19 protein-coding genes are annotated in these 25,068 nt (G+C 72.8%); 9 read left to right on the top strand and 10 right to left on the bottom strand.

Going from position 1 to position 25,068, the window contains the following annotated elements; genetic code table 11:
- Positions 1-12: 12 nt before the first annotated feature.
- The gene (locus SKED_RS20820; RefSeq protein WP_012865405.1) at positions 13-2,202 is read left to right on the top strand and encodes an Ig-like domain-containing protein; all 2,190 of its coding nucleotides are present in this window, start codon (positions 13-15) and stop codon (positions 2,200-2,202) included.
- Between the two features lie 212 nt (positions 2,203-2,414).
- Positions 2,415-4,595, top strand: a complete 2,181-nt coding sequence (locus SKED_RS01800; RefSeq protein ID WP_012865404.1) for an Ig-like domain-containing protein — start codon at positions 2,415-2,417, stop codon at positions 4,593-4,595.
- 109 nt (positions 4,596-4,704) lie between these two features.
- On the opposite strand, the gene SKED_RS01795 is transcribed toward SKED_RS01800, so the two are convergent.
- Positions 4,705-5,517, bottom strand: a complete 813-nt coding sequence (locus SKED_RS01795; RefSeq protein ID WP_081447884.1) for a FadR/GntR family transcriptional regulator — start codon at positions 5,515-5,517, stop codon at positions 4,705-4,707.
- Between the two features lie 25 nt (positions 5,518-5,542).
- Entirely contained in the window at positions 5,543-6,031 is a 489-nt protein-coding gene (locus SKED_RS01790; protein ID WP_012865402.1) for an anthrone oxygenase family protein, read from the bottom strand.
- 80 nt (positions 6,032-6,111) lie between these two features.
- Here SKED_RS01790 and SKED_RS01785 point away from each other — a divergent pair, with 80 nt between their 5' ends.
- The 3 genes from SKED_RS01785 (at position 6,112) to SKED_RS01775 (ending at position 8,747) form a co-directional block, all read left to right on the top strand.
- Positions 6,112-7,128 (top strand): AraC family transcriptional regulator, encoded by a 1,017-nt coding sequence (locus SKED_RS01785; protein WP_012865401.1) that lies wholly within the window; start codon positions 6,112-6,114, stop codon positions 7,126-7,128.
- Positions 7,129-7,225: 97 nt separating this feature from the next.
- The gene (locus tag SKED_RS01780) at positions 7,226-7,474 is read left to right on the top strand and encodes a helix-turn-helix transcriptional regulator (protein WP_042438360.1); all 249 of its coding nucleotides are present in this window, start codon (positions 7,226-7,228) and stop codon (positions 7,472-7,474) included.
- Positions 7,464-8,747: a type II toxin-antitoxin system HipA family toxin gene (locus SKED_RS01775; RefSeq protein ID WP_012865399.1), complete on the top strand. Its 1,284-nt coding sequence runs from the start codon at positions 7,464-7,466 to the stop codon at positions 8,745-8,747. Before SKED_RS01780 ends, SKED_RS01775 begins: the two co-directional genes overlap by 11 nt.
- A 141-nt stretch (positions 8,748-8,888) precedes the next feature.
- On the opposite strand, the gene SKED_RS01770 is transcribed toward SKED_RS01775, so the two are convergent.
- Genes SKED_RS01770 through SKED_RS01760 form a run of 3 tightly spaced genes read right to left on the bottom strand, consistent with a single transcriptional unit; the run spans position 8,889 to position 14,550 of the window.
- Positions 8,889-12,389 (bottom strand): ATP-binding protein, encoded by a 3,501-nt coding sequence (locus tag SKED_RS01770; RefSeq protein WP_012865398.1) that lies wholly within the window; start codon positions 12,387-12,389, stop codon positions 8,889-8,891.
- On the bottom strand, positions 12,389-13,021 hold the full coding sequence (locus SKED_RS01765; protein ID WP_012865397.1) for a DUF4194 domain-containing protein: 633 nt from the start codon (positions 13,019-13,021) through the stop codon (positions 12,389-12,391). The genes SKED_RS01770 and SKED_RS01765 overlap by 1 nt, the downstream gene beginning before the upstream one ends.
- Positions 13,018-14,550, bottom strand: coding sequence for a DUF3375 domain-containing protein (locus SKED_RS01760; RefSeq protein WP_012865396.1), 1,533 nt, complete (start codon positions 14,548-14,550; stop codon positions 13,018-13,020). The genes SKED_RS01765 and SKED_RS01760 overlap by 4 nt, the downstream gene beginning before the upstream one ends.
- Before the next feature lie 206 nt (positions 14,551-14,756).
- Between SKED_RS01760 and SKED_RS01755 the strand changes: the two genes are divergently transcribed.
- The 4 genes from SKED_RS01755 to SKED_RS01740 all read left to right on the top strand — a co-directional run bounded on the left by SKED_RS01755 (position 14,757) and on the right by SKED_RS01740 (position 20,105).
- Positions 14,757-16,100, top strand: coding sequence for an ADP-ribosylglycohydrolase family protein (locus SKED_RS01755; protein ID WP_012865394.1), 1,344 nt, complete (start codon positions 14,757-14,759; stop codon positions 16,098-16,100).
- Between the two features lie 78 nt (positions 16,101-16,178).
- Positions 16,179-16,853 carry a hypothetical protein gene (locus tag SKED_RS01750; RefSeq protein WP_143755617.1) on the top strand — a complete coding sequence of 225 codons (675 nt, stop codon included), beginning with the start codon at positions 16,179-16,181 and terminating at the stop codon, positions 16,851-16,853.
- Between the two features lie 184 nt (positions 16,854-17,037).
- On the top strand, positions 17,038-18,933 hold the full coding sequence (locus tag SKED_RS01745) for an alkaline phosphatase (RefSeq protein ID WP_012865392.1): 1,896 nt from the start codon (positions 17,038-17,040) through the stop codon (positions 18,931-18,933).
- A gap of 101 nt (positions 18,934-19,034) precedes the next feature.
- Positions 19,035-20,105 (top strand): hypothetical protein, encoded by a 1,071-nt coding sequence (locus tag SKED_RS01740; protein WP_012865391.1) that lies wholly within the window; start codon positions 19,035-19,037, stop codon positions 20,103-20,105.
- Between the two features lie 193 nt (positions 20,106-20,298).
- Here the strand turns inward: SKED_RS01740 and SKED_RS01735 are convergent, their stop codons facing one another.
- The 5 genes from SKED_RS01735 to SKED_RS01715 all read right to left on the bottom strand — a co-directional run bounded on the left by SKED_RS01735 (position 20,299) and on the right by SKED_RS01715 (position 25,064).
- A complete protein-coding gene (locus tag SKED_RS01735; protein WP_012865390.1) occupies positions 20,299-20,979 on the bottom strand; it encodes a response regulator transcription factor in 681 nt (226 codons plus the stop codon).
- Positions 20,976-22,430 carry a sensor histidine kinase gene (locus SKED_RS01730; RefSeq protein WP_012865389.1) on the bottom strand — a complete coding sequence of 485 codons (1,455 nt, stop codon included), beginning with the start codon at positions 22,428-22,430 and terminating at the stop codon, positions 20,976-20,978. The genes SKED_RS01735 and SKED_RS01730 overlap by 4 nt, the downstream gene beginning before the upstream one ends.
- A 128-nt stretch (positions 22,431-22,558) precedes the next feature.
- The gene (locus SKED_RS01725; protein WP_012865388.1) at positions 22,559-23,404 is read right to left on the bottom strand and encodes an ABC transporter permease; all 846 of its coding nucleotides are present in this window, start codon (positions 23,402-23,404) and stop codon (positions 22,559-22,561) included.
- On the bottom strand, positions 23,401-24,309 hold the full coding sequence (locus SKED_RS01720; protein ID WP_012865387.1) for a hypothetical protein: 909 nt from the start codon (positions 24,307-24,309) through the stop codon (positions 23,401-23,403). The genes SKED_RS01725 and SKED_RS01720 overlap by 4 nt, the downstream gene beginning before the upstream one ends.
- On the bottom strand, positions 24,306-25,064 hold the full coding sequence (locus SKED_RS01715) for an ABC transporter ATP-binding protein (protein ID WP_012865386.1): 759 nt from the start codon (positions 25,062-25,064) through the stop codon (positions 24,306-24,308). The genes SKED_RS01720 and SKED_RS01715 overlap by 4 nt, the downstream gene beginning before the upstream one ends.
- Positions 25,065-25,068: the final 4 nt, after the last annotated feature.

Below are 25,068 nucleotides of genomic sequence, written 5' to 3'. Positions count from 1 at the left end.
AGGAGGACAGCCATGCGCACTCGTCGCACCCCGGCTCCCCACCAGTCCCGTCTCCGCGCAGCCAGCCTGCGACGCGTCGTCGCCGCCACGCTCGCCCTGCCGCTCGCCCTCGGCACCCTCGCAGCGACGGCGCTGCCGGCCGCGGCCGAGCCGGGCTACCCGACCATGTCCGGCGCTCCGGCCAGCGCGAAGGTCGACGAGACCATCAACGTCGTCTTCACGTGCCCGAACGTCAGCGACGTCGACTACAACAAGATCGACTGGCTGTCTTCCGCGGGCAACGGCACCTCTCACATCCGGGGAACCGTCGTCGAGGACGAGAAGCAGTACTCCGAGAACTTCTCGTTCCCCACCGCGGGCGAGCAGTACGTCGACGTCCAGTGCGTGACCGAGACCGGCGGCGTTCCCACGGTCGTCGGGGCGAACCGCTTCTACTTCACCATCGAGGCTGCCGCCCCCGTCGCAGCACCCACCACGACTGCGGCGCGCGCCTACCCGGAGGCGGTCGAGCCGGGCAACCCCATCGGTGTCGAGGCGACCGTCTCCACCAAGAGCGGCCTCGTCTCCGACGGCACCGTGCAGTTCTCCCTCAACGGTGATCCGGTCGGAAGCGCCGTCGCCGTCGACTCCCACGGCTATGTCTCCACGTCGATCCCGAACCCCGGGTGGGGCACCTACACGGTCGGCGCCTCGTACGCCGGCACGGAGCTCTTCGAGGCCTCGAACGGCCAGGACGAGGTCTGGGTGAAGTCCAAGGCCATCGTCACCTCGGTGGTCCCCGACCGTGTCCGCGCACCGTTCACCACGCTGCGCGCCTCGGTGGCGCAGACGGCAGGCCTGCCTGTCCCGTCCGGCACCGTGACTTTCCGCTACAGCGAGGGAGCGCGTCTCGGCTCCGCTCCTCTCGTCGACGGGACCGCTGTCCTGCAGCTCCCCGAGCTCGCCCACGGCATCTACCCCGAGGTCTTCGCGGTGTACTCCGGCGACGAGAACTACGGTGACGGCAGCACCGGACGACGCGACATGATCGTCGACAAGGCGTTGCCCGTGACCCCGGTCAAGGACGCGACCGTCGTGACGGTCGACGTGCCCGCCACGATCGTCGGTTCCTCAGTGAAGGCCAAGATCTCGGTCGCACCCGGCATGCACTGGACCGCCGTCGGCGTCGCGGCAGCCAGGACGCCGAGCGGCACCGTCTCCGTCTCGCTCGCCAAGGGCGGCCCGACCCAGAAGGTCACCCTCGTGGAGGGCACCGCGACCGTCGTCTTCGAGGGCGTGAAGCCCGGGACGTACGAGATCGAGGGCTCCTACACCGGCGACGAGTACTTCGACGTGTCTGTCGGCAGCGCCACGACCGTGGTCGAGGCGCTGCCCGTCGTGACGCCGCCCACGCCCGTGAACCCGAAGGTCACCGTCCCCGCGACCGTCACCACGACCGTCGGCACCCCGGCGACCTTCACGGTCGGCCTCCCCGCCGAGAACCGCCCCGTCGCCCTGCGGGTCACCGGCACCGACGCACCGATCGACCTGATCGTCCCCGCCACCGGTGACGTCACCGTCGCCCTGCCCGTCCTCGCCCCCGGCACCCACGAGGTCGTCGTCGAGACCGCAGCCTCGAAGACCCTCAACGGGACCAAGCACACCGTCCGCGTCGTCGTCACCGGCGAGCCCGCCAAGGGCTCGACCACCCCGAACGCCGACCTCACCGGCTCCACGAAGACGCTCGTGACCGGCAAGAAGATCACGCTCGTCGCCCGCGACTTCCTCCCTGGCGAGACCGTCGCGTTCTACCTGCACTCCGACCCCGTCTTCCTCGGCACCGCGGTCGCCGACGAGAACGGCGTCGCGACCCTGGTCGTCGCACTCCCCGCCGGCGTGCCGGCTGGAGCGCACCACGTCCAGGCGACCGGTGGCACCTCGGGCCGCTGGGCCGAGATCCCCGTGACCGTCACCGAGGGCACCCCTGCCGTCGAGACCCCGGTGGAGACCGGTCCGATCGTCACGGTCCCCGTCGCAGCGCCGGTCGCACCCGTGGTCGCCGCTCCGGCGGCTGCCGCACCGGCAGCGTCGACGGCAGTCACCGCAGCCCCGCTCGCCGCCACCGGCGCCGAGACCGGCTCGACCGCACTGCTCGTCAGCGTGCTCCTCACGTCCGGCGCACTGCTCCTCGCGGGCCGTCGCCGGTTCAGCACACCGAGCTGACTCCGCAGCACCGCACGACACCAGAGCCCTCGACCGCACCGCGGTCGGGGGCTCTGGCACGTCCGGGGTGACCGTCTGACGACACGCTCCCCGTCAGGTCCGCAGGACGAGATTCCCCCACCACGACCCCTCACGAGACCCGCCGTCCTGCCGATGGACGGTCAGCAGCGGACATCTCCGCCGCATCGGTCCCTTGTCCCAGGAGGACAGCCATGCGCACTCGTCGCACCCCGGCTCCCCACTCGTCCAGGCCCCGCGCGGCGCAGCTGCGCAGGCTCGTCGCCGCGGCTCTCACCGCACCCCTCGCCCTCGGCGCCCTCGCAGCGACGGCACTACCTGCCGCCGCCGAGCCGGCCCAGCCGGTGATCGGCTTCTACGAGAGCGAGGTCGTCGTCGGCAAGGAGTACTGGGCGGAGATCGCCTGCCCGCAGAACGTCGAGTTCCCGCTCCTCGGCGCGTCATGGGAGACCTCGGACAGCACCGGCGGCTACGCCCAGGAGATCAGCAGCGACGCGTCGCAGCGCTACTACGCCGCGTGGGTGACCTTCGCGACCCCCGGGACCCACGACCTCACCGCCGTGTGCCAGTACTCCGACATCGCCGATGTCCGGAGCCAGTCGCAGCAGGTCGTCGTGACGTCCGACGCCCCTGAGGTCCTCGAGACGACGACGGGCCTCAACGTCTACTCGACCGTCGTCGAGCCGGGCGAGCAGATCGTCGCCCAGGCCGTGGTCTTCAGCGCGAACGGACCGGTCACCGGGGGCACCGTCGCGTTCTACCTCGACGGTCGGCTGACCGGTCCGGCGTCACCCGTCGCCGCAGGCACCGCCGACGCGCGTATCGACGCCGCACCCGGTCACCACGAGCTGACGGCGACCTACAGCGGCTCGAAGGACCTCAACCTCAAGGAGTCCACCTCCCTCGCCCAGGACATCCGGGTCAAGTGGAAGTCCGCGGTCCTCGCGCCTGTCCCCTCGCTCGTGACGGGTTCGCAGGCCACCCTGAAGGCCCAGGTCGTCCAGGCTCCGGAGCTCCCGACCCCGGGTGGCACGATCACCTTCACCTACGACGGCGGGAAGCCCCTGGGCACCGCGACCCCGCTCACCGGCGGCGCCGTCGAGGTCGTCGTCCCGGGCCTCGCCCCAGGGACCTACCGGGACGTGATCGCCACCTACTCGGGTGACAAGAGCTACTCGAAGGGTGCGTCCGAGGGCGCGCAGATGGTCGTCGAGGCTCCCCGGCCGGTCGGCAAGGCGCCCACGACCGTCACGGTCGACGTCCCGAAGGTCAGCAGCCCCCGCGTCGAGATCGCGGTGACGGTCGCACGCGCCCAGCTGCCGTCGATCGCTGGGGTCGCCGAGGTCGAGCACCCGACCGGGACCGTCCTCGTCAGGCTCGGCACGAAGGGCTTGCAGAAGGAGGCGACCCTGGTCGACGGCGTCGCGACCGTCGTCTTCGAGAGCACGCAGCCGGGCAACTACACGGTCGACGCCTCCTACTCCGGCGACGAGCGCTTCCAGGACTCCTTCGGGATCTCCTCGACGTCCGTCGAGGCCCCGCCCGTGATCCCACCCGTCACCCCGGTGACCCCGAAGGTCACCGTCCCTGCGACGGTCACCACCACCGTCGGCACCCCGGCGACCTTCACGGTCGGCCTCCCCGCCGAGAACCGCCCCGTCGCCCTGCGGGTCACCGGCACCGACGCACCGATCGACCTGACCGTCCCCGCCACCGGTGACGTCACCGTCACTCTGCCCGTCCTCGCCCCCGGCACCCACGAGGTCGTCGTCGAGACCGCAGCCTCGAAGACCGTCAACGGCACCAAGAACATCGTCCGCGTCGTCGTCACCGGCGAGCCCGCCAAGGGCTCGACCACCCCGAACGCCGACCTCACCGGCTCCACGAAGACGCTCGTGACCGGCAAGAAGATCACGCTCGTCGCCCGCGACTTCCTCCCCGGCGAGACCGTCACGTTCTACCTGCACTCCGACCCCGTCTTCCTCGGCACGGCCGTCGCCGACGAGAACGGCGTCGCGACCCTCGTGGTCGCACTCCCGGCGGGCGTCCCCGCCGGTCAGCACCACGTCCAGGCCACCGGCGGCACCTCGGGACGCTGGGCCGAGATCCCCGTGACCGTCACCGAGGGCACCCCTGCCGTCGAGACCCCCGTCGAGACCGGCCCGATCGTCACCGTCCCCGTCGCAGCACCGGTCGCACCCGTGGTCGCCGCTCCGGCGGCTGCCGCACCGGCAGCGCCCGCGGCAGTCACCGCAGCCCCGCTCGCCGCCACCGGCGCCGAGATCGGCTCGACCGCGCTGCTCGTCAGCGTGCTCCTCGGCTCGGGTGTGCTCCTGCTCGCCGGCCGCCGACGCCTCACCACGTCGGCTCGCTGAGCACCTGCACGACGCTCCCGCACGACGACGAGAGCCCCCGACCGCCGCGCGCGGTCGGGGGCTCTCCCGCGTCACGGCACCGGCTACCGCCGACGCCGTGCGTGGGCGGTCACCCGCCCTGCTGCCCCCGGAGCAACGTCTCGATGTGCCGGGTGGCCATGACGTCGAGGGACACGTCGAGGTCGGCGCCGTAGGTCCGCAGGCCGAGGGACAGGTGCTCGCGCATGCGGTGGCGGGCGAGGTCGACGTCGCGGGCCTTGACGGCCTCGAGGATCTCGGGGTGGTGCGGGACGCCGGGCTCGCCGATGGACGGGTCGGAGTTGGACCGCAGCATCATCTCGAACATCATGCCGCTGATGGACGACAGCATGATGCGCAGCACCGGGTTCCCCGACGCCGCGGCGATGGCGTCGTGGAAGTCGAGGTCAGCCCTGGCCTGCGTGACGACGTCCTGCGCGGTGAGCAGGATGTCGTTGGCGACGGTCATGGCGGCGATGTCGGCCTCGGTGGCACGCTCGGTCGCGAGGCCGATGATCTCGACCTCGAGCGGGATGCGCGCCTCGATGAGGTGCCGGGCGGTGGGCCGCTCGGCACGGTAGAGGGCGTCGTACCCGCGGGCCTGTGCGGAGGAGTGCTCGCTGACGAAGGACCCACGACCAGGGGCGACCTCGATGAGGCTCTGCGCCTCGAGCCGCCGCAGCACCTCGCGGACCACGTTGCGGCTGGCCCCGAACTGGATGGCGAGCTCCCGCTCCGACGGCAGCTTGGCCCCCACGGCGATGTCCCCGGAGCGGATGTCGTGCTCGAGCCTGCGGGCGATCTGCTCGGTGAGCAGACCACGCTGCTGCGGCGGGACGGGATCGCGGGGGCTGCGCAGGCTCGACGTCGTCTGGTCAGGCGTCGGGGTGGGCGGCACAGGCATGTCCCGAGGATAGTCGAGCGGGTGGTCAGGGCAGCAGGACCCGTGTCCCGAGCAGCGCAGCCCCGAGGACGGACAGCGCGCCGCGCAGGGTGTTGGCCCCCGTCCACTCGCGGGCCAGGGTGAGCCAGCGCGCCTGGCCGGCCGCCGACGACGGGTCGAGCCCGGCGACGAGGTCGTTGCGCGGCACGTTGTAGGTGACCGTGACGACGAATCCGGCGAGGGAGAGCGCGGCTCCCGCGACGCCGACGACGGTCCCCAGCCCGACGGCACCGTCCCCCCTCGCCCGGACCACCTCGACGACGACCACCACGACCGCGCTGGCAGCCGCACCGAAGAAGACCACCATGAACGGCGGCCGGACCGCCGCGAGGTTGACCTGCTGCATCGTGGCGATCGCGTCGGCGGCGGGCCGGGAGCGCAGCGCGGGCATGACCATCGCGGAGAAGGCGAGGTAGACCCCGCCGGTGACGGCCGCGCCGCAGGCCGCGAGGAGGTGTGCTGTGGAGGAGGTCATGCGGTCAGTCCACAGCCTGTGGACGAGACTGTGAATAGTTCATCCGTGTCAGAACATACGTGAGCGTCTAGGGTCGAGGCATGGACCCGTTGTCCGGTCTGCTCGACCACCCCCGTGCCCGCGGAGCGTTCACGCTCCGCGTCGTCATGGACCCGCCGTGGTCGGTCGACGTCCGGGACGAGGCTGCACTCACCCTCGTCGTAGTCCTCCGCGGCGGCGGGCGGCTGGTCGCCGGCGGTGCCACGACCGAGCTGCGGCCGGGTGACGTCGCCCTGGTGCGCGGGCCTGAGCCGTACGTCGTCGAGCACCTGACGGCGCCTCGACCATCACCCACCCCCTCGACCGACGCCGCCACACGTCCGCCGGCAAGACCGGCGACGACAGCGCCGACCAGCGCCGTGATCGGCCCGGACCAGTCCTGCTCGACGCCTGACGGCACCGACCTCCACCTCGCCATGGCGCACGGGACGCGCACTTGGGGCAACTCCGCCGACGGCGCGGACTCGCTGCTCGTCGCCACCTACCAGGGCGCGGGCGAGGTGGGGCGGCTCGCGACCGAGGCGCTCCCGCGCGTGGCCCACGTCCCCGCGGGCTCAGGCCCGGGGACGACGCTCGTCGACCTGCTCGTCGGCGAGGTCGCCGCTGACGGCGTCGGGCAGGAGACGGTGCTCGACCGGCTCGTCGACGTGCTCCTCGTGACCACGGTGCGCGCCTGGCTCTCCGCGCACCCGGACGACGCACCCGGGTGGCTGTCCGCCCCGCACGACCCCGTGGTCCACGGCGCGCTCCGGGCGATCCACGACCGCCCCGCCGAGCCGTGGACGGTGGTCGCGCTGGCGCGCGAGGTCGACGTCTCGCGCGCGACCTTCGCGGCGCGCTTCCGAGCGCAGGTGGGCTCCCCGCCGATGGCCTACCTCACCCGCTGGCGGCTCACCCTCGCCGCAGACCTGCTCACGACGACCGACCGCACCCTCGCGTCCATCGCGACCGACGTCGGCTACGGCAGCCCCTTCGCCCTGAGCGCGGCCTTCTCCCAGCAGATGGGCACCAGCCCGGGCCGCTACCGCCGCCAGCAGACCCAGGCTGGTCAGGGCTGAGCCGACCGACCTCGTGGCCCTCGTGTCGTCGTACGATGACACGACGGTCATGTCGTCGTACGTAGACACCACGTTGGTGTCGCCGTATGCTGACATCATGACAGGCCAGTCGATCACCCTCGCACGGTCGCTCCCGAAGCTGGGCGCTGCCGTCCGGCGCCTGCGCTCCGACCGCGGCATGACCCAGGCGCAGCTCGCCGAAGCCGCCGGCGTCTCCCGACAGTGGGTCGTCGCCGTCGAGAGCGGCTCGAAGCACGGTCTCGAGGTGGGGCTGGTCATGCACCTGCTCGACACGCTCGACGCCTCGCTCATGGTGCGCGACGACAGGCCCGACGATGCCTCCTAGCAGCCCTCACCTCGCCGTGCTGCTCGACGGCGAGGTGGTCGCCGAGGTCGGACGCGGTCGGAGCGGCACCCTCAGGCTCGAGTTCACCGAGAGTGCGCGCGGGCCAGGTCGCACTCCCCTGTCCTTGTCCCTGCCGACGTCGACCGGGACGATCACCGGCGCCCCGGTCGACACCTTCCTCTCCGGGCTGGTCCCCGACGACGACGTCGCCCGTCGTGCCGTCGCGCGCGTCCACGGCGCAGACGCGAACGACGTCCTGAGCCTCCTGGCCGCCGTCGGCAAGGACTGCCCGGGAGCGGTCCAGCTCTGCCCACCGGACGAGGTCGACGTCACCGCAGCGCGCACAGGGCGGCTCGTCCCGGTCTCGGACTCCGACGTGGAGATGCGCCTCGCGACGCTCCGGACCGACAGGGACGCGAGCTGGACGATGCCTGGCGAGCACTGGTCTCTCGGCGGGAGCCAGCAGAAGTTCGCGCTCCGACGACACGACGACCGATGGTTCGAGGCGACCGGGTCCGAGCCCACGAGCCACATCGTGAAGCCCGGGATCTACGCCCTCCGCGCCCAGGCGATGATCGAGCACGTGAGCATGCGGGCCGCTGTCCGCTGCGGAGTGCCCGCAGCGGAGACGGAGTACGCCTCGTTCAAGAGCGAGGACGCGATCGTCATCACGCGCTTCGACCGAGCCTCGACCGGAGAGCCCGGTGGTCTGCGCCGTCTGCACCAGGAAGACCTCTGCCAGGCGCTCGGGGTCCGTGAGAAGTACGAGAGCGAGGGCGGCCCGGACGCGCGCGCGGTCGTCCGGCTCTTGCGAGAGAGCTCGTCCACCGCGCGAGCCGCTGCTACGAACGTCGCCCGGTTCCTCGACGGGCTGGTCTACAACGCCGTCATCGCTGCGCCGGACGCGCACGCGCGCAACTACGCCGTGCTGCTGCAGGGCGACGATGTGGAGCTGGCGCCGTTGTTCGACGTCGCGACCGGGCTCGCGTACGACCCTCCGGCGGGCGGTTCGAGAGCACTCTCGATGAGCATCGCGGGGCAGCTCGACCCGGCCCGCGTCACGCCCGACACCTGGAAGAGATTCTGCGAGACGGTGTCCGTGGACGAGACACCTGTCCTCGAGAAGATCCGGGAGGTTGCCGAGGTCGCTCCCGACGCGATGGCCGAGGCTCTCGCGGGGATCGACGACTGGGACGGCGCGGCGTCCGACGTGTCCGCCCGGCTCTTGCCCGCCGTCCGCGAGCAGGCCCACACCGTCCTCCGCGCCCTGTAGGTCGCCGAGGTCGCACCTGCGCGGTCCAGGTCGCACGGACACGCCAGGACCACCGTCCGAGGACGGACATCTGGCGTGTCTGTGCGACCTCGGCGGCAGGCGTGCGGTCTCGGTGACGGGGGTGCGACCTCGCGACGCGTGTCAGACCTCGGCGCCGAGGGCTCCCAGGAGGTGCTCGGAGCGCTTGCTGCGGTACTGGTTGATGGTGAGCGTCTGCAGCCGCGAGCCGCGGCCCGTGGGGTTGTCGACGTAGCCGACGGCGGAGATGAACGGCTCGATCACGTGGATCTTCTGCAGCGGCGTGACGATGAGCAGCTGCAGCCCGAGGTTGCGGAACAGCTGCAACGCGAAGCGCGTCGACTCGTCGGACCCGCGCCCGAAGGCCTCGTCGATCACCACGAAGCGGAAGGCCTTGGACCGCACCGCGCCCCAGTCGAGGCGGAACTGGTAGGCCAGCGACGCCGCGAGGATCGTGTACGCGAGCTTCTCCTTCTGACCACCGGACTTACCACCGGAGTCGGAGTAGTGCTCGAGCTCGACGTCGTCGGCCTTGGACCGCTCCGACGCGGACAGCACGAACCAGTTGCGCACGTCCGTGACCCGGACCGTCCACGCCTGGTCGGCCTCGGTCTGACCCTCGCGCCCCCGGAACCGCTCGATGATCTCCTTGACCCGCAAGAACCGCTGCTCGGAGTACTGGTCGAGGTCCTCGCCGAGGATCCCGTCCGTGCAGGCCCGCAGCTGGGTGCGGAAGTCGCGCACCTCGGTGTTGGGCGTGCTGGTCATCTCGAGGCGGATGTACGTCCCAGGGTTGTAGTCGATCGCGCGCAGCGAGTCGTTGATGACGTCCACGCGGTCGCTCATGAGGTCGGACTGCTTCTGCAGCTCGGCCGCGAACTGGGCGACGTCGCGGATGGTGTTGGTGTTGAGGTACTCCTTGAAGTTCTCCTCGAAGCGCGGCAGGTCGTCGCGCTCGAGGCGCTCGAGCAGCTCGCGGTACTCCCCCGCGGCCCGCACGTCGTTGTCCATCTCAGAGGTCTCGACGGGGAACTGCTGGCTGAAGGCCGTCATCTGCTTCGCGACGCTCGTCGCCAGCTGGCCCTGCTCGCGCTGACGCGCCTCGACCACCCCGGTGAGCTGGGTGCGCAGCGCGGCCTCGGCCGCGTCGATCTCAGCCATGGTCGTGGCGGCGTCGCCCGAGCCCGGACCACCCGCGACGGTGGCACCCGGCCGGCCGCCGCCCTGGCCCGGCAGCGCCTCCCACAGCGCGGCGACGGCGTCGAGCGCCTCCTGGTCGACGCCCGCAGCACCGGTGGTCGCAGCACCGTCGGCACCGGCGCCCGCACCCGCACCGCCGCTGACCTTCCGCGCGGCCTCGCGCTGCGTCCGGAAGGACTCGACCGCGTGCCGCTCCCCGCCGTTGCGGCTGATGAGACGGTCGCGCTCCTCCGCGAGCTCGGCACCGCGGCGCGTCTGCTCCTGGAGGGTCGACGCGAGCTCGGCCAGCTCGACGGAGTTCGCCTCGATGCGGCGCTTCTCGGCGGTGAGCTCGCCGACCTGGTGGACCACCTGCTCCCAGTCGAGCTCGGTGAAGTCACGGAACATCTCGAGGCGGTTGAGGGCGTGCGCGCGGTCGACCACGGCGTCCTTGGTCGCGATGAGCGCAGCCCGCTGGTCGGTGAGGTCGGCGACCGTCTCGGAGACCGTGGTCGCCTGCGCGAGGAGCGTGTCGACCTTGGTCTGGTTGCTCCAGCCGAGCACGTAGGTCGAGCGGTCGTCGACGCGGTTGCGGTCGTTCTTCACGTGGTGGCTGGCCGAGTGCTTGATCTGGCCCTCGCGCGTCACGGCGCGGTGCGCACGGCGGAACTCGTCGAGGGAGTCCACGCAGGCGTAGTCGGCACGGCGCGCGAGCTCCTGCTCGAGCCACCGCGAGACCGTCGACTCCTGGATCTCGAGCATCTCGGACAGGTGCGGCCAGTCCGCCCCGCCGCCGCTCTCGACGCGCGGTCGGACCTCGGCAGGCACCCGGTAGTACTCGAGGCGCTGGCCGAGGTGGTTGCTGTTGATCCACCCGGACACCGCGTCGTAGTGCGCGGCGGGCACCAGCAGTGACAGCGCGAAGCTGCGGAGCACACGCTCCGCGGCGCCCTCCCAGTCGCGGTGGTCGTCGCGCACGGCGATGAGCTCGCCGGCGAAGGCCAGCTCGTCCTCGGGGATGCCCAGCTCGGTCGCGATCTGCGCGCGGACCTGCAGGCTGCGCGCGGGCAGGCTCGAGCTGCGTCCCTGGAGGCTGCGGATCTCCTCGGTGATCTCGCGGGAGACGACCTTCTGCTCACGGAGCGCGTAGTCGATCTCGCCGATCGCGGTCTCGACCTGCTGCAGCTCGGTCTTCTCCGTCGCGACCTGCGCGAGGACCTGGTCGCGGCGCGCGGCGAACTCCGCGGCGTCGGCGACGCCCTCGAGCCCGGCGGCCTCGAGGTTGCTGCGGTACTCGGCCGCGCGCTTCTCGCGGTCGGCGCGCACCGCGTCGAGGCGCGCGGACTCGGCCTCGATCTGGGCGAGGCGGTCGCCGCCGTGCCCGGCCCGCTCGAGCTCGAGCCGACGACGCTCGGCCTCGCTCGTCCTGATCTCGACGTCGAGGGACACGAGCCGCTCGTCGCGGGCGCGGATCGCCGCGTCGTAGGCGTCGATCTGCGCGGTGAGGACGCTGTCCTTGCGCTGCGCGGTGAACACCCGCAGGGCGTCGCGCTGCGCGGTCGCGGCGCTCGCCTGGTCGACGAGACCCGCGAAGCGGTCGCAGTCGGCGACGAGCGGCGTGAGCTGCATGATCTGCGCGCGCGCCCGGGTCACGGCGTCGTGGGCGCGGGTGAGGTCGTCGAAGTGCGCGACCAGACGGTCGGTCCACTGCCCGGAGTCGAAGGGCTCGAGCATGTGCTGGCGGACGAACTCGTTGAGGTCGCCGACGGACTTCATCGACACGGTCTGGTGGAACAGGTCCATGGCCTGGTCGGACTCGATGCCGAGCATGCGGCGGAAGTCCTTGCCGTACTCGGGGAAGGTGTCGCGGACCTGCGCACCGGCCTCGCGCAGGCGCTTGCGCAGCCGCGTGATGTCCCCGTCGAAGTTCGCGAAGTGCTCGGCGATCGTCATGCTCGACGCCGCGGTGACGTAGAAGCGGCTGGGCTGCCCCTGGTCGCCGTCCTTGAGCCAGAACACCTGGGCGAGGACGCCCGTGGCCTCGAAGCCGCGGTTGACGAACTCACCGAGGATCACCGAGTACGTCGAGCCCTCGCGCAGGCCCACGGGGCGCGAGGTGCCCGTGGCCTCGTTGCGCTCGGACTTGTAGTAGCCCGACACGTACGAGCGCAGCGTGCGCTCCTTGGCCTCGGCGCCGGCCGCCTTGTTGTAGCTGATGCGGTTGGCGGGCAGCAGCAGGGTGGTGACGGCGTCGACGATGGTCGACTTGCCCGAGCCGATGTCCCCGGTGAGCAGGGCGTTGCGCCCCTCGAGGTCGAAGGACCATGTGGTGCGGTCGAAGGTGCCCCAGTTGAGCACCTCGAGGCGCTCGAGCCGGAACCCGGCGCGCTGGTCGACGTCCGCCTCCGCGTCGTGCAGCTCGACTGCGCTGAACAGGCCTTCCATCACTCCACCGTCCCGTCGGTCTGCACGTCCTGAGCAGCCTGGCTCGCGTGTCCCTGTGCTGCGTACCCGGAGTACTCGGCCAGCCGCGCGTCGAGGTCGGCCAGCCACTGCGCGTCGACGAAGGCCTTGAGCACGCGCCGCACCTCGTACTGCCCCTCGCCCAGCCCCCGCAGGAACCCGAGCTCGACGGCGCGGTGCACCATGCCCTCGACGCGCGTCACGAGGCGCACCTCGTTGCTCGACGTGGGCAGGAACACCCGGACCATCTCGACGATCTCGTCACGCCCGAGGATGAGGCGCGTTTGACCGCCCTCGGAGTCGAACAGCGCGAGGCGCTTGCGCAGCAGCGCGAGCAGCAGGCTCACCTCGAAGGGCAGCGAGCGGCGGGCGACGAGACGCAGGGTGCCCTCGCGCTCCGTGTCGTCGTCCATGGAGCGCAGGTAGGCATAGCCCTCGGTGTCGTCGACCACGACGCTCAGCCCGATGACGGCGACGTAGTCGCGCACCTGCGGCTGCAGGGTGATGAGGTCGGCGAAGGTCTGGGCATGGGTGTCGCGGTAGACGACGCCCTTCATCAGGGCCGTGACGACGTGCGACAGCTCCGAGTCGGCGCGGGCCGTGGGCTGGCTCATGAGGTCTCCTCAGGCTGTGCGTGAGATGCGGGCGCTGCGATCTGGTCGGACGGTGCTGCGGTGAGGTCGGACGGGCTCGATCCGGACCTGCGCACGAAGGTCACGCGCGGGACGGTCGCGACGCGCTCGACGTCGCCGAGCATCCAGCGCACCTCGTCCGTGTGCTCGGCGTCGACGACCACGCGGAACCGTGGGTCGTCGAGCGACAGGTAGGTGACCAGCTCGGCGAGTCCCTGGTCGAGGGGCTGCGCGGCGACGACGTCGGGCAGCGACACCTGCGATTCGTGCCGCAGCGCGTCGCGCACACCCGCCGTCAGGCGCGCGGGGTCGACGTGGACCTGGTCGAACAGGCGGCTGGTGTCGAAGTCGACCTCGCCGGGAGCCACGTGCTCGGAGTCGATCTTGGCGACGGTCTGCGGGCGGAACAGCGGGCGCTCCATGGGCAGCACGATGTCGAGGCTCACGCCGTCGATCTCGGTGACGAGCTCGGGCGCCCCCACGGCGCTGTCGCGGACGGCGAGCGCGTGCCCCTCGATGCTGCGCAGCAGGTCCATGACGCGGCGGTTCTCGAGCCACACCTGGTCGTCGAGGAACCGCCGGAGCTGCTCGGAGAGCACGCGGACCGTGGCCTGGGTGCGCTCGCCGGCGTCGAGCCAGTCGTAGTGGATGCGGCGCAGGCGCTTGTCCCCGCCGCTCATGGCGCTCACGGCGTCGAGGGTCTGCACCTTGGTGATGAGCTCGGTGAACTCCTCCTGGCGCTCGCGCGAGAGGAGGAAGTCGTAGAACGCGTGGAAGGAGCGGCCCTGGTCGGACTCGGCGATGGCGTCGCGGCTGCCGACCACCTGCTCGAGCAGCTCGCCCTTGGCGCCGTCCCAGCCGGTGATGCGCTCGCGCATCTCGCGGTCCAGGGAGCGGAAGTTGTCCTCGACCTCGCGGAAGTCGGAGAGCAGCTCGGCGGCCATGGCGGCGAACTGCTGGTAGCGGTCGCGCTGCGACCCGGCGTCGAGCACGGGGACGACGCCGGCACGGACCTGCTCGATCTCGGCGTCGATCTGCGCCCGGCGGGCCTCGAGCTGACCGAGCCGGACGTCGGGGTCGGTCTCGGTGCCCACGGCGAGCTGGCGGAGCAGCTCGAAGACGGTGTTGAGGCGCGACTCGGTCCCGACGAAGGACCGTCCGCGCAGGGTGGCCACCCAGCCGACGGCCTTCTCGACCGACGGTGTCGCGTCGTACTGCGGCTCGTCGGAGCCGGGCCGGTAGTACTTGCGCAGCCAGCCGGCCTCGGGCGCGGCCCAGGTGTCTAGGTACGCCTTGGGGGTGCGCGGGTAGGGCGCGGGGTCGTGCCCGGCGTTGAGGTCGTAGAGGGCGTCGTCGAGCAGTGAGACCAGCTCGGTCTCGCCGATGGCACGGACGTTCTGCTCGATGAACACACGCCCGAGGAAGCTCAGCACGAGGGGCGCGGAGTCGGCTCGGAGCAGCCGCCAGGCGGCGTTGTCGCGGCGCAGGGCCTCGACGTCGTCGTGGTTCATCGCTCTCTCTCGCGGCTTCGGTGGGGGGGTGGGAAGCCGCCCTAGCCTACGCGGTCGAGGCGGTCCGCCGGTCGTCCTGCGGTCGTCTCGCGGTCGTGCTCACGGTGCTGCTCACGTGACCTGCGAGGAGGGGGTGGCGGGTGTTCTCGCTGCTCCGGCGGCGAGGGGTCCTGCCGTCGGGTGCCCCGACTCGATAGGGTTCGACCATGACTCCCGACCCGGTCTCCTTCGACGTGCTCGACCGCGCCTCCGGGGTGCTGCTCGGGCAGGCGTGCGGCGACGCTCTCGGGGTCCCCTACGAGTTCGACTACCCGCCCGAGGGCGAGGCGGAGATGCGCGGCGGCGGCCTCGGCCCGTACGCCCCGGGCGAGTGGAGCGACGACACCCAGATGGCCATCTGCGTGGCCCGGGTGAGCGAGCGCGGCGGGGCGCTCGACACGGAGGCGGAGCTCGACGAGATCGCGGCGGCCTTCGAGGAGTGGTTCGCGCGGGGCGCGACCGACGTGGGTGCGCAGACCCGCACGGTGCTCGACGAGGCGGCCCGGCTCGAGGGCTCACCGTCGGCACGCCTGGTGTCGGCGTCGGAGCACCTGCACCTGCGCACGGGGAAGACGGCCGGCAACGGCGCCCTCATGCGCACCGGCGTCGTGGGGCTCGTGGCGCTCACCGACCGGGAGGCGACCGCACGGGCCGCGACGGCCGTGGCGCGCCTGACGCACGCCGACCCGCTCGCGGCGGAGTCCTGCGTGCTGTGGTCGGAAGCCATCCGGGTGGCGGTCACCGAGGAGCGCCTCGACCTGCGCTCGGGCCTCGACCTGCTGCCTGCGGACCGTCGTGAGCTCTGGGCCGCGTGGATCGCGGACGCCGAGTCCGAGCGCCCCGTCGCCGACCTCGGCAACAACGGCTTCACCGTGACGGCCTTCCAGGCCGCATGGCACGCCATCTACCGGTCGCCGTTCTTCTCGGCCGGGGAGATCACCGAGTACGACCACGTGGTCTCGCACCTGCCCGACGCGCTGCACCGTGCGGTGCGCATCGGCGGGGACACCGACACCGTCGCAGCGATCGCGGGCGCGCTCCTGGGCGCGCGGCACGGCACGCGCTACATCCCGCGCGAGTGGGCCTTCGCGGTGCACGGCTGGCCAGGGGTGCGCGGCATCGACGTGTCGCGGATGGGGCGCCGGACCGCGCAGCACGGGCTGTTCGACGCGTCGGTCGGCGGCAGCGACTCTCCCGGCACCGACGCGTCCGGTACGGCGCTGACCACACCCGAGACCGGGCAGAGCTGCCCGGTGTGCGGCACGGTGAGCCGCCAGCTCGAGCGCTACCCCGACCAGGTGTGCCTGTGGTGCGTGGCGTGGGCGACCGACGAGACCGGGCGCGGCGTCCTGCTGTTCAACGCGAGCTTCTCGGGCGGCCTCGACGCCCAGTACGACGACGGCACGCCCGCGTCGGCCGCGGCGCGCTCCGGCCGGGTGCTCATCGACGGGCGCCGCTACTACGCCCAGGAAGCCCGGTTCGGCGGCATCGTCGTGCTGCCGGCGGTCTGAGGCTGCGCGGACCACACGGACGGCGGGGGGGCGGCAGGGCTGATGGCTGGTGAGAAGGCGCGTACGGCAGGTCACAGGGTGACGACCACCTGGCGCTGGGCCCACGGGACCCTCATGGCGTCGGCTCCACCACCGATGCGCGGCGAGGTGATCGCGTTGATCACGACGTCGGTGGCGCTGTCGATCCTCCCGCTCGGTCTCCTGCTGCCACCTCTGCTCGCGCTCGTCGACGCGTCGTGGGCTGCGGACACGCGCTCCTGCATCGCGCTGCGGACCGCGGCCTCCTGCGGACGGTCCTACCCGCAGCTCGCCCTCGGGCTCGTGGTGCTGGTCGGGTGGCTCGCGCTCCTGGCGCACGGGATCCGATCCCTGTCGCGTCGGTCGCGCGAGCCGCAGCACGTCCTCTCGCTCGACGCCCGCGGGATCGTCGCCCCGCTCAGCCCACCCCGCAAGCCCCTCACCAGCGCCGAGATCCCGTGGGACAGCGTGCTCGCCGTCCGCCCTACCGACGACCGGCGTGCCCTCGAGGTGGAGATCCGTCCGGGGACTGGCGCCTGGCTGGTCTCCGGGCTCCAGCCGTCGAAGAACGAGCGCGTCGACTCGGGGACCGTGCGCATCCGGTCCGGTGACAGCCGCACCGACAGCGCGGTGCTCGAGCACTTCAGCGTCAGAGCGGCGCGGGGCGCCCTCGCCCACGCGACGAGCGCCGAGGACGCCGAGCGGGTGGCTCGGCGAGCACGCGAGGTCGGCTGAGCCGGAGCATGACCGACGCGGCAGCGCGGCGCGTCACGGACCGGTATGGGGAAGACCATCGGCACGTCGCCGACGAACCATGAGCGTTCCGCGAGAGTTTCACCCGGGTTAACCCTGGGTCCACAGCCAACGCACAGGGTTGTCGGTGTCCGCTCCTGATGAGTACCTCACCAAGGAAGAGTCCATGACTTCACGCGTTCCCTCCGCCTGGCTGAAGGTCGCCGGCACCGGCGCCCTCGCCGGATCCCTCGCGCTCGGGGCATCGACGCCCGCGCTCGCCACCGACACCGACCCCGCCGGCCCCAAGAACATCATCGTGCTGATCGGCGACGGCATGGGCTACAACCACGTCGACGCCGCGAGCCTGTACCAGCACGGCACCACGAACCACCAGGTCGCCGTCGACCCCGCCGCCGGGACCATCGAGCACGTGCCGGGCACCGCGTCCCAGGTGTTCGAGTCCTTCCCCGTGCAGGTCGGCATGTCGACCCACTCCGCCAACGGCCGTGCCGAGTACGACCCCGCGAAGGCGTGGGCGGACTTCACGTGGATCGCCACGGGCGCCACCGACTCGGCCGCCGCGGGCACCGCGCTCGCCACGGGCGTCAAGACGAACAACGGGATCCTCGGCGTCGACCCCGAGGGCAACAGCGTGAAGAACGTCGCCGAGCGCGCCGCCGAGCTCGACAAGGCGACCGGCGTCGTCACGTCGGTCCAGTTCAGCCACGCGACGCCCGCGGCCTGGGGCGCGCACAACGCGAGCCGCAACGACCTGCACGGCATCTCCGAGGAGATGATCTCCGGCCCGCTCGACGTGATCGTCGGCGCCGGCCACCCGCTCTTCGACGACGGCCACCAGCCGCTCGCCACGCCCCGCTTCGACTACCTCAGCGAGCAGGGCTGGAACTCCCTCAAGGACGGCCAGACCGACTTCACGCTCGTCGAGGACACCGCCGACTTCGAGGCGCTCGCCGCGGGCGAGAACGTCCCGGACAAGCTGTTCGGCCTCGTCCAGGTGGGCTCGACCCTCCAGCAGGCGCGCCCGGGCGACTCGCTCGGCACCCTGCCCTTCGAGGTCCCGCAGAACGACGTCCCCAGCCTCGCGACCCTCACCTCGGGTGCGCTCAACGTCCTCGAGCAGGACGAAGAAGGCCTGTTCCTCATGGTCGAGGGCGGCGCGATCGACTGGACCGGCCACGCCAACGAGACCACCCGCAACATCGAGGAGACCGTCGACTTCAACGCGGCCGTCGAGACGGTCGTCGAGTGGGTCGAGACCGAGTCGAGCTGGGACGAGACCCTCGTCATCGTCACCGCCGACCACGAGACCGGCTACCTCGACGGCTCCGCCTCCGACCCGACGTGGACGCCGATCACCGGTGAGCAGGGCCAGCTGCCCGACCAGAAGTGGTTCTCGGGCAACCACACCAACCAGCTCGTCCCGGTCTTCGCCAAGGGCGCCGGCTCGGACCTGCTCGCGTCGTACGCGGTCGGCACGGACCCGGTCCGCGGCGCCTACCTCGACAACGTCGACATCGCCCGGGTGGCCTTCGAGTCCTGGGGCTTCGAGGACGCACCCGAGGAGTCGGGCATCCCGATCGAGGCGACCGTCCCGGAGATCGGCGAGGCCGAGGGCAGCCTGACCCTCACCGTCGCCGACGGCGTCGTGGCCCTCGACGGCGGGAAGAACATCGGTGACCGGTTGCGGTTCCTCGGCCAGCTCCCGACCGTCTCGGTGACGGACTCGCGGGCCAGCTCGGCTGTGGGCACCGGTGGCTGGACCGTGTCCGGCCAGGCGACCGACCTGTCGTCGGGCCCGCGCACCATCCGCGCCGCGCACCTCGGCTGGACGCCCAGCACCGCGGCGGCCAAGCCCGGGCTGTCCCTCGGCTCCCCCGTGCGCACCGTGCTCGGCGGCGGCGAGGGCCTCGGCTCCCCCGCGACCCTCGCGACCGCGAGCAGCGAGGGCCGTCTCGGCACCACCGACCTCGGCGCCGAGATCGGCCTCGAGGTCCCCGTCGACACGCGTGCCGGCGACTACACGGGCTCGATGAGCGTCTCGCTCTTCCCGGTCGACTGACCTGCGTCAGGTGCCGGTCGGCCTCCGGGCCGGCCGGCACCTCTCGTCGTCCCCCGCTCCTCCGTGCTGCTCCCACCTCTCCCGGAAGTCGCTGACACCCCATGACCTCTCGCCCTGCTCGCGCCGCGCTGCTGCTCGCCGCCGCCTCGCTGCTCTCCGCCCTCGGCACGCTCCCCGCCACGGCCGCCGACGACGCGCCGCTCCCCGGGACCACGTGGACCGTCGAGCCCGCGACCGCCGACGGCCCCGACGGTCGCGTCTCGCACCGCATCGACGCGGAGCCCGGGCAGACCGTGGCCGACCACGTGGCCGTCACGAACTACTCGGAGCACCCCGCGACCTTCGAGCTCTACGCGAGCGACGGCCTCGTCACCGCTGACGGCCAGTTCGACCTGCTGCCCTCCGGCACCACCCCCGTCGACTCGGGGGCATGGGTGTCCGTCGGCGAGGGCGGCGTGCCCGCGACCGAGGGCAGCACGCCGATGCGCGTCGAGGTCGCCCCCGAGGCGACCGTCACCGTGCCCTTCACCCTGACCGTCCCGGCGGATGCGACCCCGGGCGACCACCCCGCGGGCATCGTCGCCGCGCTCGTGCCCGTCGCGGGCGAGCAGCAGGTGTCCTTCGACGCGCGCGTGGGCGTGCGCCTGCACCTGCGGGTAGCAGGCGACGTGCTGCCGACCCTCGCGGTGACCGACGTCCAGGCCGGCTACTCGCCGTCGTGGAACCCCTTCGCGCCCGGCTCCGTCGAGGTCGAGTACACGGTGACCAACGAGGGCAACGTCCGGCTGGGTGCCGGGATCACGGCCGACGCCGCCGGACCGTTCGGCTGGGCCTCGACGAGCGGCGAGGGTGTCGCTCAGCGCGAGCTGCTGCCGCGCCAGGCCGTCACGTCGACCGTGGTGCTCGCCGGGACCTGGCCGCTGGGACCGGTGTCGGGCGAGGTGACCGTGGTGCCGGTGGTCGTCGGCGACGACGTCGTCGAGGTCGAGGTCCCGACCGTCGCGGCCGGCTGGTCGGCGTGGGCCCTGCCGTGGGCGCAGCTCGCCCTGCTGGCCCTCGCGGTCGCCGCGGTGCTGCTGGTCCGCCGCACCCGCCGTCGCCGCGAGCTGGCCACCCAGCGCCGCATCGACGCCGCCGTCGCAGCCCTCGACCGCGAGACCGTCGACGCCTGAGCTGTCGGCGCCGACCAGGTCACCCCTCTCCCCTTCTGCTCCCCATCCGCGAGGTCGCACCTTCTCCGCCGAGGTCGCACTGACACGCCAGATCCTCCGCCTGACCGCGTCCGTCTGGCGTGTCCGTGCGACCTCGCGGGTCGGTGTGCGACCTGGTGTGCAGCTGTGCGGCCTCGCTGGCCGGGGCCTCGGCTCACCCCTGCGAGCGGACGAGGCCGGACTCGTAGGCGAGGATGACGGCCTGGACGCGGTCGCGGACACCCAGCTTGGCGAGCATGTTGCCGACGTGGGTCTTCACCGTGGTGGTCGAGAGCACGAGCTGCTCGGCGATCTCGGCGTTCGACAGCCCCTCGGCCACGGCCCGCAGCACGTCGGTCTCGCGCGGGGTGAGGTCGCGCAGCACAGGGGCGACCTCGTCGGGACGGGCCGGTGACGCGTCGTCGCCGCCCGGCAGGTGCGGGGCGAAGAGGTCGAGCATCCGCCGCACCACGCGCGGCGCGACGACGGAGCTGCCCGACGCGATGGTGCGGATCGCGTCGGCGAGCTCCTCGGGGCGTGCGCTCTTGAGCAGGAACCCGCTCGCCCCGGCCCGCAGCGCCGCGAAGGCGTACTCGTCGACGTCGAAGGTCGTCAGGACGAGGACCCGCACGGCCGGGTGCTCGGCGACGACCCGCCGGGTCGCCTCGATGCCGTCGACCCCGGGCATGCGGATGTCCATGAGGACCACGTCGGGGGCGAGCGCCGCGACCTGGTCGAGGGCGACGGCGCCGTCCGAGGCCTCGCCGACCACCTCGAGGTCGGGCTCGGAGTCGATGACGAGGCGCAGGCCCATGCGGATGAGCGCCTGGTCGTCGACGAGGAGGACGGTGGTCACGGGGTCTCCTGGGTGGCGTCGTCGTCGGTGGTGGCGCTGCTGGTGGCGACGCCGGTCGTGCTGGTCGACGTGCGCGGGGCGAGCTCGTCGCACGGCAGCACGACGTGCACGCGCCACCCACCGCCGACCAGCGGGCCGGCCTCGACGCTCCCGCCGAGCAGCGCGGCGCGGTCACGCATGCCGGGGACCCCGCGGCCCGACCCTCCGTCGCCCGCCTGGGTGCCTCCGGTGTCGACGACCTCCGCCTCGACCGTCCGCCCGGTGCGGCGGACGTCCACCGAGACCAACGTGGTCCCGGGTGCGTGCCGCAGCACGTTGGTGAGCGCCTCCGTGACGATGCGCACGAGGGCGAGCCGCACCGAGGTGCTCGCCGGGAGGTCGACGTCCAGGCCCGTCGCCGTGACGGGCAGCCCGGCCGCCCGGAAGCGCTCGACGATGGTCTGCAGGTCGGTCTCCGTGGGTTCCGTCGACCCGGAGGCCGACGGTCCCGGCTCGCCGTCGGGGTCGAGGGCGCCGAGCACGCGCTGCATGTCGGTGAGCGCCGTGCGCCCGGTCGCGGAGAGCTCGCCCAGCGCCTCGCGGGAGCGGTCGGGCGCGCGGTCGAGCGCGGCGGAGGCACCGTCGGAGAGCGCGATCATCACCGAGACGCTGTGCGCGACGATGTCGTGCATCTCGCGGGCGATGCGGGCGCGCTCGGAGGCGCGGCCGAGCGCTGCGCTGGCCTCGCGGTCGCGGGCTGCTGCCTCGCGGTGGTCGGCCTCGGCCTCGAGCTTGAGGCGCCGGGCGCGCGAGCTGGCCCCGGCGGCGACACCGAGGAGAAGGAGCACCACGAGGAGCGCGACGGTCGCGGACCGCCGTCCGGAGGAGAACTCGGGCTGGATCAGCTGGTGGAAGGGCTCGGTGCCCGCGGGTCGCTGGAAGGTCCCCCAGACGAACATCTCCCCCACCCCGATGACCTGCCACCGCCAGGCCGCGGTGGTCAGCACCACGACCACCGCGACGACGGCGGACCAGGTGACGAGGGCGGTCCGGGTGCTGGCGACCGAGTACAGGGCGACGGCCAGGCACAGGCCGAGGACGCCGAAGATCCCGGCGGTCACGAGGGACGCGAGGGCGAGCGCGGTGAGGATCCCGACGGCGAGGACCGGCCGGGTGCGCAGCGCGACGAGCAGCACGGCACCGACGGCGGCTCCGGCGAGCCAGACGGTCGGGACGGTCTGCAGCCGGTCGGTGCCCTCGGGGAACATCCCGAGGGCGACGATGCCCTGGACCGTCGAGTGGGCGTAGACAGCGGTGGCGGCCCCGACGAGCAGGACGACGAGGGCGAGCACGGTCTGGACGAGCCACGAGTGATGCCCACCGCGGCGCCGACCTGGGCTCGGGCTGCGCTCCGCCCGTGCGGCCGCGTGTCCGGCACCGAGGAGCGGCGCGGCGGGGATCGTGGCGGGCATGGCGCCTACTCTCTCACCACCCGTGCGGGGGTGCTCTTCCGTGTGTGGGACAGGGACGGGCTCAGGCTGCAGCGCGCGGCGGAGGTCGTGCGTGCCTGTGACGGCGGGGCGCTGGCCCCCGGGGCCGGTCACGTGACGTCTCCGTGTCGCAGCCGGGCTCCGGCGGCGACCAGCAGGCCGACCGCCCACGCGGCCAGCACCAGCCCGGGGCCCCAGGTCCCGAGGTGCGGGCCGAGGCTCGCCGCCTCGGTGACCGCGAGCCGACCGTCGGTCTCCACGAGGCGTGTGCCGACCCCGGGCAGCAGGACGCGCACCGTGTCGGCGACGCGTCCCGGGTTGGCCGCGAGGACCCTGTCGGCGACCACGAGCAGCACCACGCCGACGACGAGCGCACCGGCGGGCCGGCGCACGAGGGCTCCGAGCCCGAGGCCGAGCAGCGCGACCGCGGTGAGGTAGAGGACGACGCCCGCGAGCGCCCGGGCCGTCCCGTCGTGCGCGGCGAGGTCGAGCGTCAGCCCTGTCGTGCCGCTCTGGGCCACGGTCACGGCGACCGACGTGCCGAGCGCGGCGAGGGAGGTGACGAGTGCGATGCCCGTCGTGAGGACCACCTGGGCGGCAAGTACCGGGAGGCGCCGTGGGACGGCGGTGTAGGTGGTGGCTGCGGTGGAGGTGGAGAAGTCGGAGGTGCCGACGAGCACCCCGAGGACGAGGGGCCCGAGCTGGGCGAGGACGACGCCGGAGACGACGAGGCCCGCAGCGGTGGTGCCGTCGCCGGGCCGGGCGAACATGCCGAGACCGAGGGGCATCGCGGCGGCGACCAGCACGGTCGCGAGCGGGACCCACAGCGTCCAGGCGAGCCCGGCGGTCTTGGTCCACTCCGAGGCGAGGACCCTGGCGAAGGTGACGGCTGGGCGGCTGGTGGGGTCACCGTGCCGGGCGGTCGTGCGGGTCCGTCCGGCGGCCTCGGCGGTCACGTGACGTCCCGGGTGCGCAGGCGGATCCCTGCAGCGGTGAGCGGGAGGAGGATCCACCCGGCGAAGACGAGGCCGCCGCCCCACGGGCCGAGGTCCGGAGCGCCGTCGACGCCGCCGTCCTCCGAGGTGGTGGTCATGCGGAAGGCGGCGTCTCCCGGGAGGAAGGCGAGCACGGTGCTCACGGGGTCGAGGCCCGTGGGTCCGGTCTCGACCTCGGCGGTCATCTCCGTGGGCGACGTCGAGAGGTCACCCCCGAGGCTGATGCCGACAGGGAGGACGAAGACGAGCGCGAGCGCCGTGACCATCGCCGGGACGGTGCGCCGCAGGAGCGAGCCGAGGCCCAGCCCGAGCAGCGCCATGCCGACGAGGAGCAGCCCGGAGCCGAGCAGCACCTGGGGCGTCGAGCCTGTGGTGAGGTCGAGGGACATGTCGCGGGACTGCGCGGCGGGCAGCACGCCGAGCACCGTCGCGGCGAGCGTCAGCAGGGCGACCACCACGGCGACGCCGGTCGTCGCGACGGTGCGGGCGACGAGGACGAGCACCCGGCGGGGCGCCGCGGTGAAGGTGGACCGGAACGCGCCGGTGCGGAAGTCCGCGGTGCCGGCGAGCACCCCGAGGACGAGGGTGCCGAGCTGGGAGAGGCCGACGCCGTCGGGCAAGGAGCGCGTCGGGTCGAACCCGGGGTCGCCGGAGGACGCGTTCGCCGCGAGGAACGTGAAGGCGAAGGCGACCGCCACCGTGACGACCGCGACCCACAGTGTCGAGCGCAGGCTGGTGAGCTTGACCCACTCCGAGGCCACGAGCCGGGGGAGGGTCGCGCCGCGGTGGGCAGGGGCCGGGGTGCGGGCGGCACTGTGCTCAGGGGCGCCGGCGGAGGTCGGGCGGGAGGTGGCTGACGAGGTCATCGTGCACCTCCCGACGTCGAGGTCTCGCCGGCGGCGCGGCCGCGGTACTCGACCGACCCGGAGGTGAGCTCGAGGTACGCCTCCTCGAGGGAGCCGCCCGCCGAGCGGTCGACGATCTCCTGGACCGGGGCGTCGGCGAGCAGGCGCCCCTTGCCGATGATGACCACCCGGTCCGCGCACAGCGCGAGCTCGTGCATGAGGTGGGAGGACAGCAGGACGGTGCGCCCCTCCGCGGCGAGGTCACGGACGAGGCGGCGGACCCAGAGGACGCCGTCGGGGTCGAGGCCGTTGACGGGCTCGTCGAGGATGAGCGTCTGCGGGTCGCCCAGCAGGGCCGTCGCGATCCCGAGGCGCTGCCCCATCCCGAGGGAGAAGGTCCCGGCGCGGCGGCGGGCGACGGACTCCAGGCCGGTCATCTCGATGACCTCCCGGACTCGGGCCTTGCCGATGCCGTGGGTGCGGGCGTGGGCCAGCAGGTGTCGGTACGCCGTGCGGCCGGGGTGCACCGACCGGGCGTCGAGCATGACGCCGACGGAGTGCAGCGGCGCCGGCAGGTCCGCGTAGCGGCGGCCGTCGACGGTCGCGGTCCCCGAGGTGGGGCGCTCGAGCCCGACGATCATCCGCATGGTCGTGGACTTCCCGGCGCCGTTGGGGCCGAGGAACCCGGTGACGGTCCCGGGGCTGGCCGTGAAGCTCAGCCCGTCGACCGCCGTGGTCGTCCCGTAGCGCTTGGTCAGCGCCTCTACCTGGATCATGACT

Source organism: Sanguibacter keddieii DSM 10542, assembly GCF_000024925.1.
GTDB classification, from domain to species: Bacteria; Actinomycetota; Actinomycetes; order Actinomycetales; family Cellulomonadaceae; genus Sanguibacter; species Sanguibacter keddieii.
The sequence above is the reverse complement of the archived record's forward strand: the minus strand, read 5'-3'. Positions and strand labels throughout refer to the sequence as shown.

Excerpts from the sequence above, each read along its gene's own strand:
- SKED_RS20820 (WP_012865405.1), top strand. The coding sequence starts at position 13 with ATGCGCACTCGTCGCACCCCGGCTCCCCACCAGTCCCGTCTCCGCGCA.
- SKED_RS01800 (WP_012865404.1), top strand. The coding sequence starts at position 2,415 with ATGCGCACTCGTCGCACCCCGGCTCCCCACTCGTCCAGGCCCCGCGCG.
- SKED_RS01795 (WP_081447884.1), bottom strand. The coding sequence starts at position 5,517 with ATGCCTGTGCCGCCCACCCCGACGCCTGACCAGACGACGTCGAGCCTG.
- SKED_RS01790 (WP_012865402.1), bottom strand. The coding sequence starts at position 6,031 with ATGACCTCCTCCACAGCACACCTCCTCGCGGCCTGCGGCGCGGCCGTC.
- SKED_RS01785 (WP_012865401.1), top strand. The coding sequence starts at position 6,112 with ATGGACCCGTTGTCCGGTCTGCTCGACCACCCCCGTGCCCGCGGAGCG.
- SKED_RS01780 (WP_042438360.1), top strand. The coding sequence starts at position 7,226 with ATGACAGGCCAGTCGATCACCCTCGCACGGTCGCTCCCGAAGCTGGGC.
- SKED_RS01775 (WP_012865399.1), top strand. The coding sequence starts at position 7,464 with ATGCCTCCTAGCAGCCCTCACCTCGCCGTGCTGCTCGACGGCGAGGTG.
- SKED_RS01770 (WP_012865398.1), bottom strand. The coding sequence starts at position 12,389 with ATGGAAGGCCTGTTCAGCGCAGTCGAGCTGCACGACGCGGAGGCGGAC.
- SKED_RS01765 (WP_012865397.1), bottom strand. The coding sequence starts at position 13,021 with ATGAGCCAGCCCACGGCCCGCGCCGACTCGGAGCTGTCGCACGTCGTC.
- SKED_RS01760 (WP_012865396.1), bottom strand. The coding sequence starts at position 14,550 with ATGAACCACGACGACGTCGAGGCCCTGCGCCGCGACAACGCCGCCTGG.
- SKED_RS01755 (WP_012865394.1), top strand. The coding sequence starts at position 14,757 with ATGACTCCCGACCCGGTCTCCTTCGACGTGCTCGACCGCGCCTCCGGG.
- SKED_RS01745 (WP_012865392.1), top strand. The coding sequence starts at position 17,038 with ATGACTTCACGCGTTCCCTCCGCCTGGCTGAAGGTCGCCGGCACCGGC.
- SKED_RS01740 (WP_012865391.1), top strand. The coding sequence starts at position 19,035 with ATGACCTCTCGCCCTGCTCGCGCCGCGCTGCTGCTCGCCGCCGCCTCG.
- SKED_RS01730 (WP_012865389.1), bottom strand. The coding sequence starts at position 22,430 with ATGCCCGCCACGATCCCCGCCGCGCCGCTCCTCGGTGCCGGACACGCG.
- SKED_RS01720 (WP_012865387.1), bottom strand. The coding sequence starts at position 24,309 with ATGACCTCGTCAGCCACCTCCCGCCCGACCTCCGCCGGCGCCCCTGAG.
- SKED_RS01715 (WP_012865386.1), bottom strand. The coding sequence starts at position 25,064 with ATGATCCAGGTAGAGGCGCTGACCAAGCGCTACGGGACGACCACGGCG.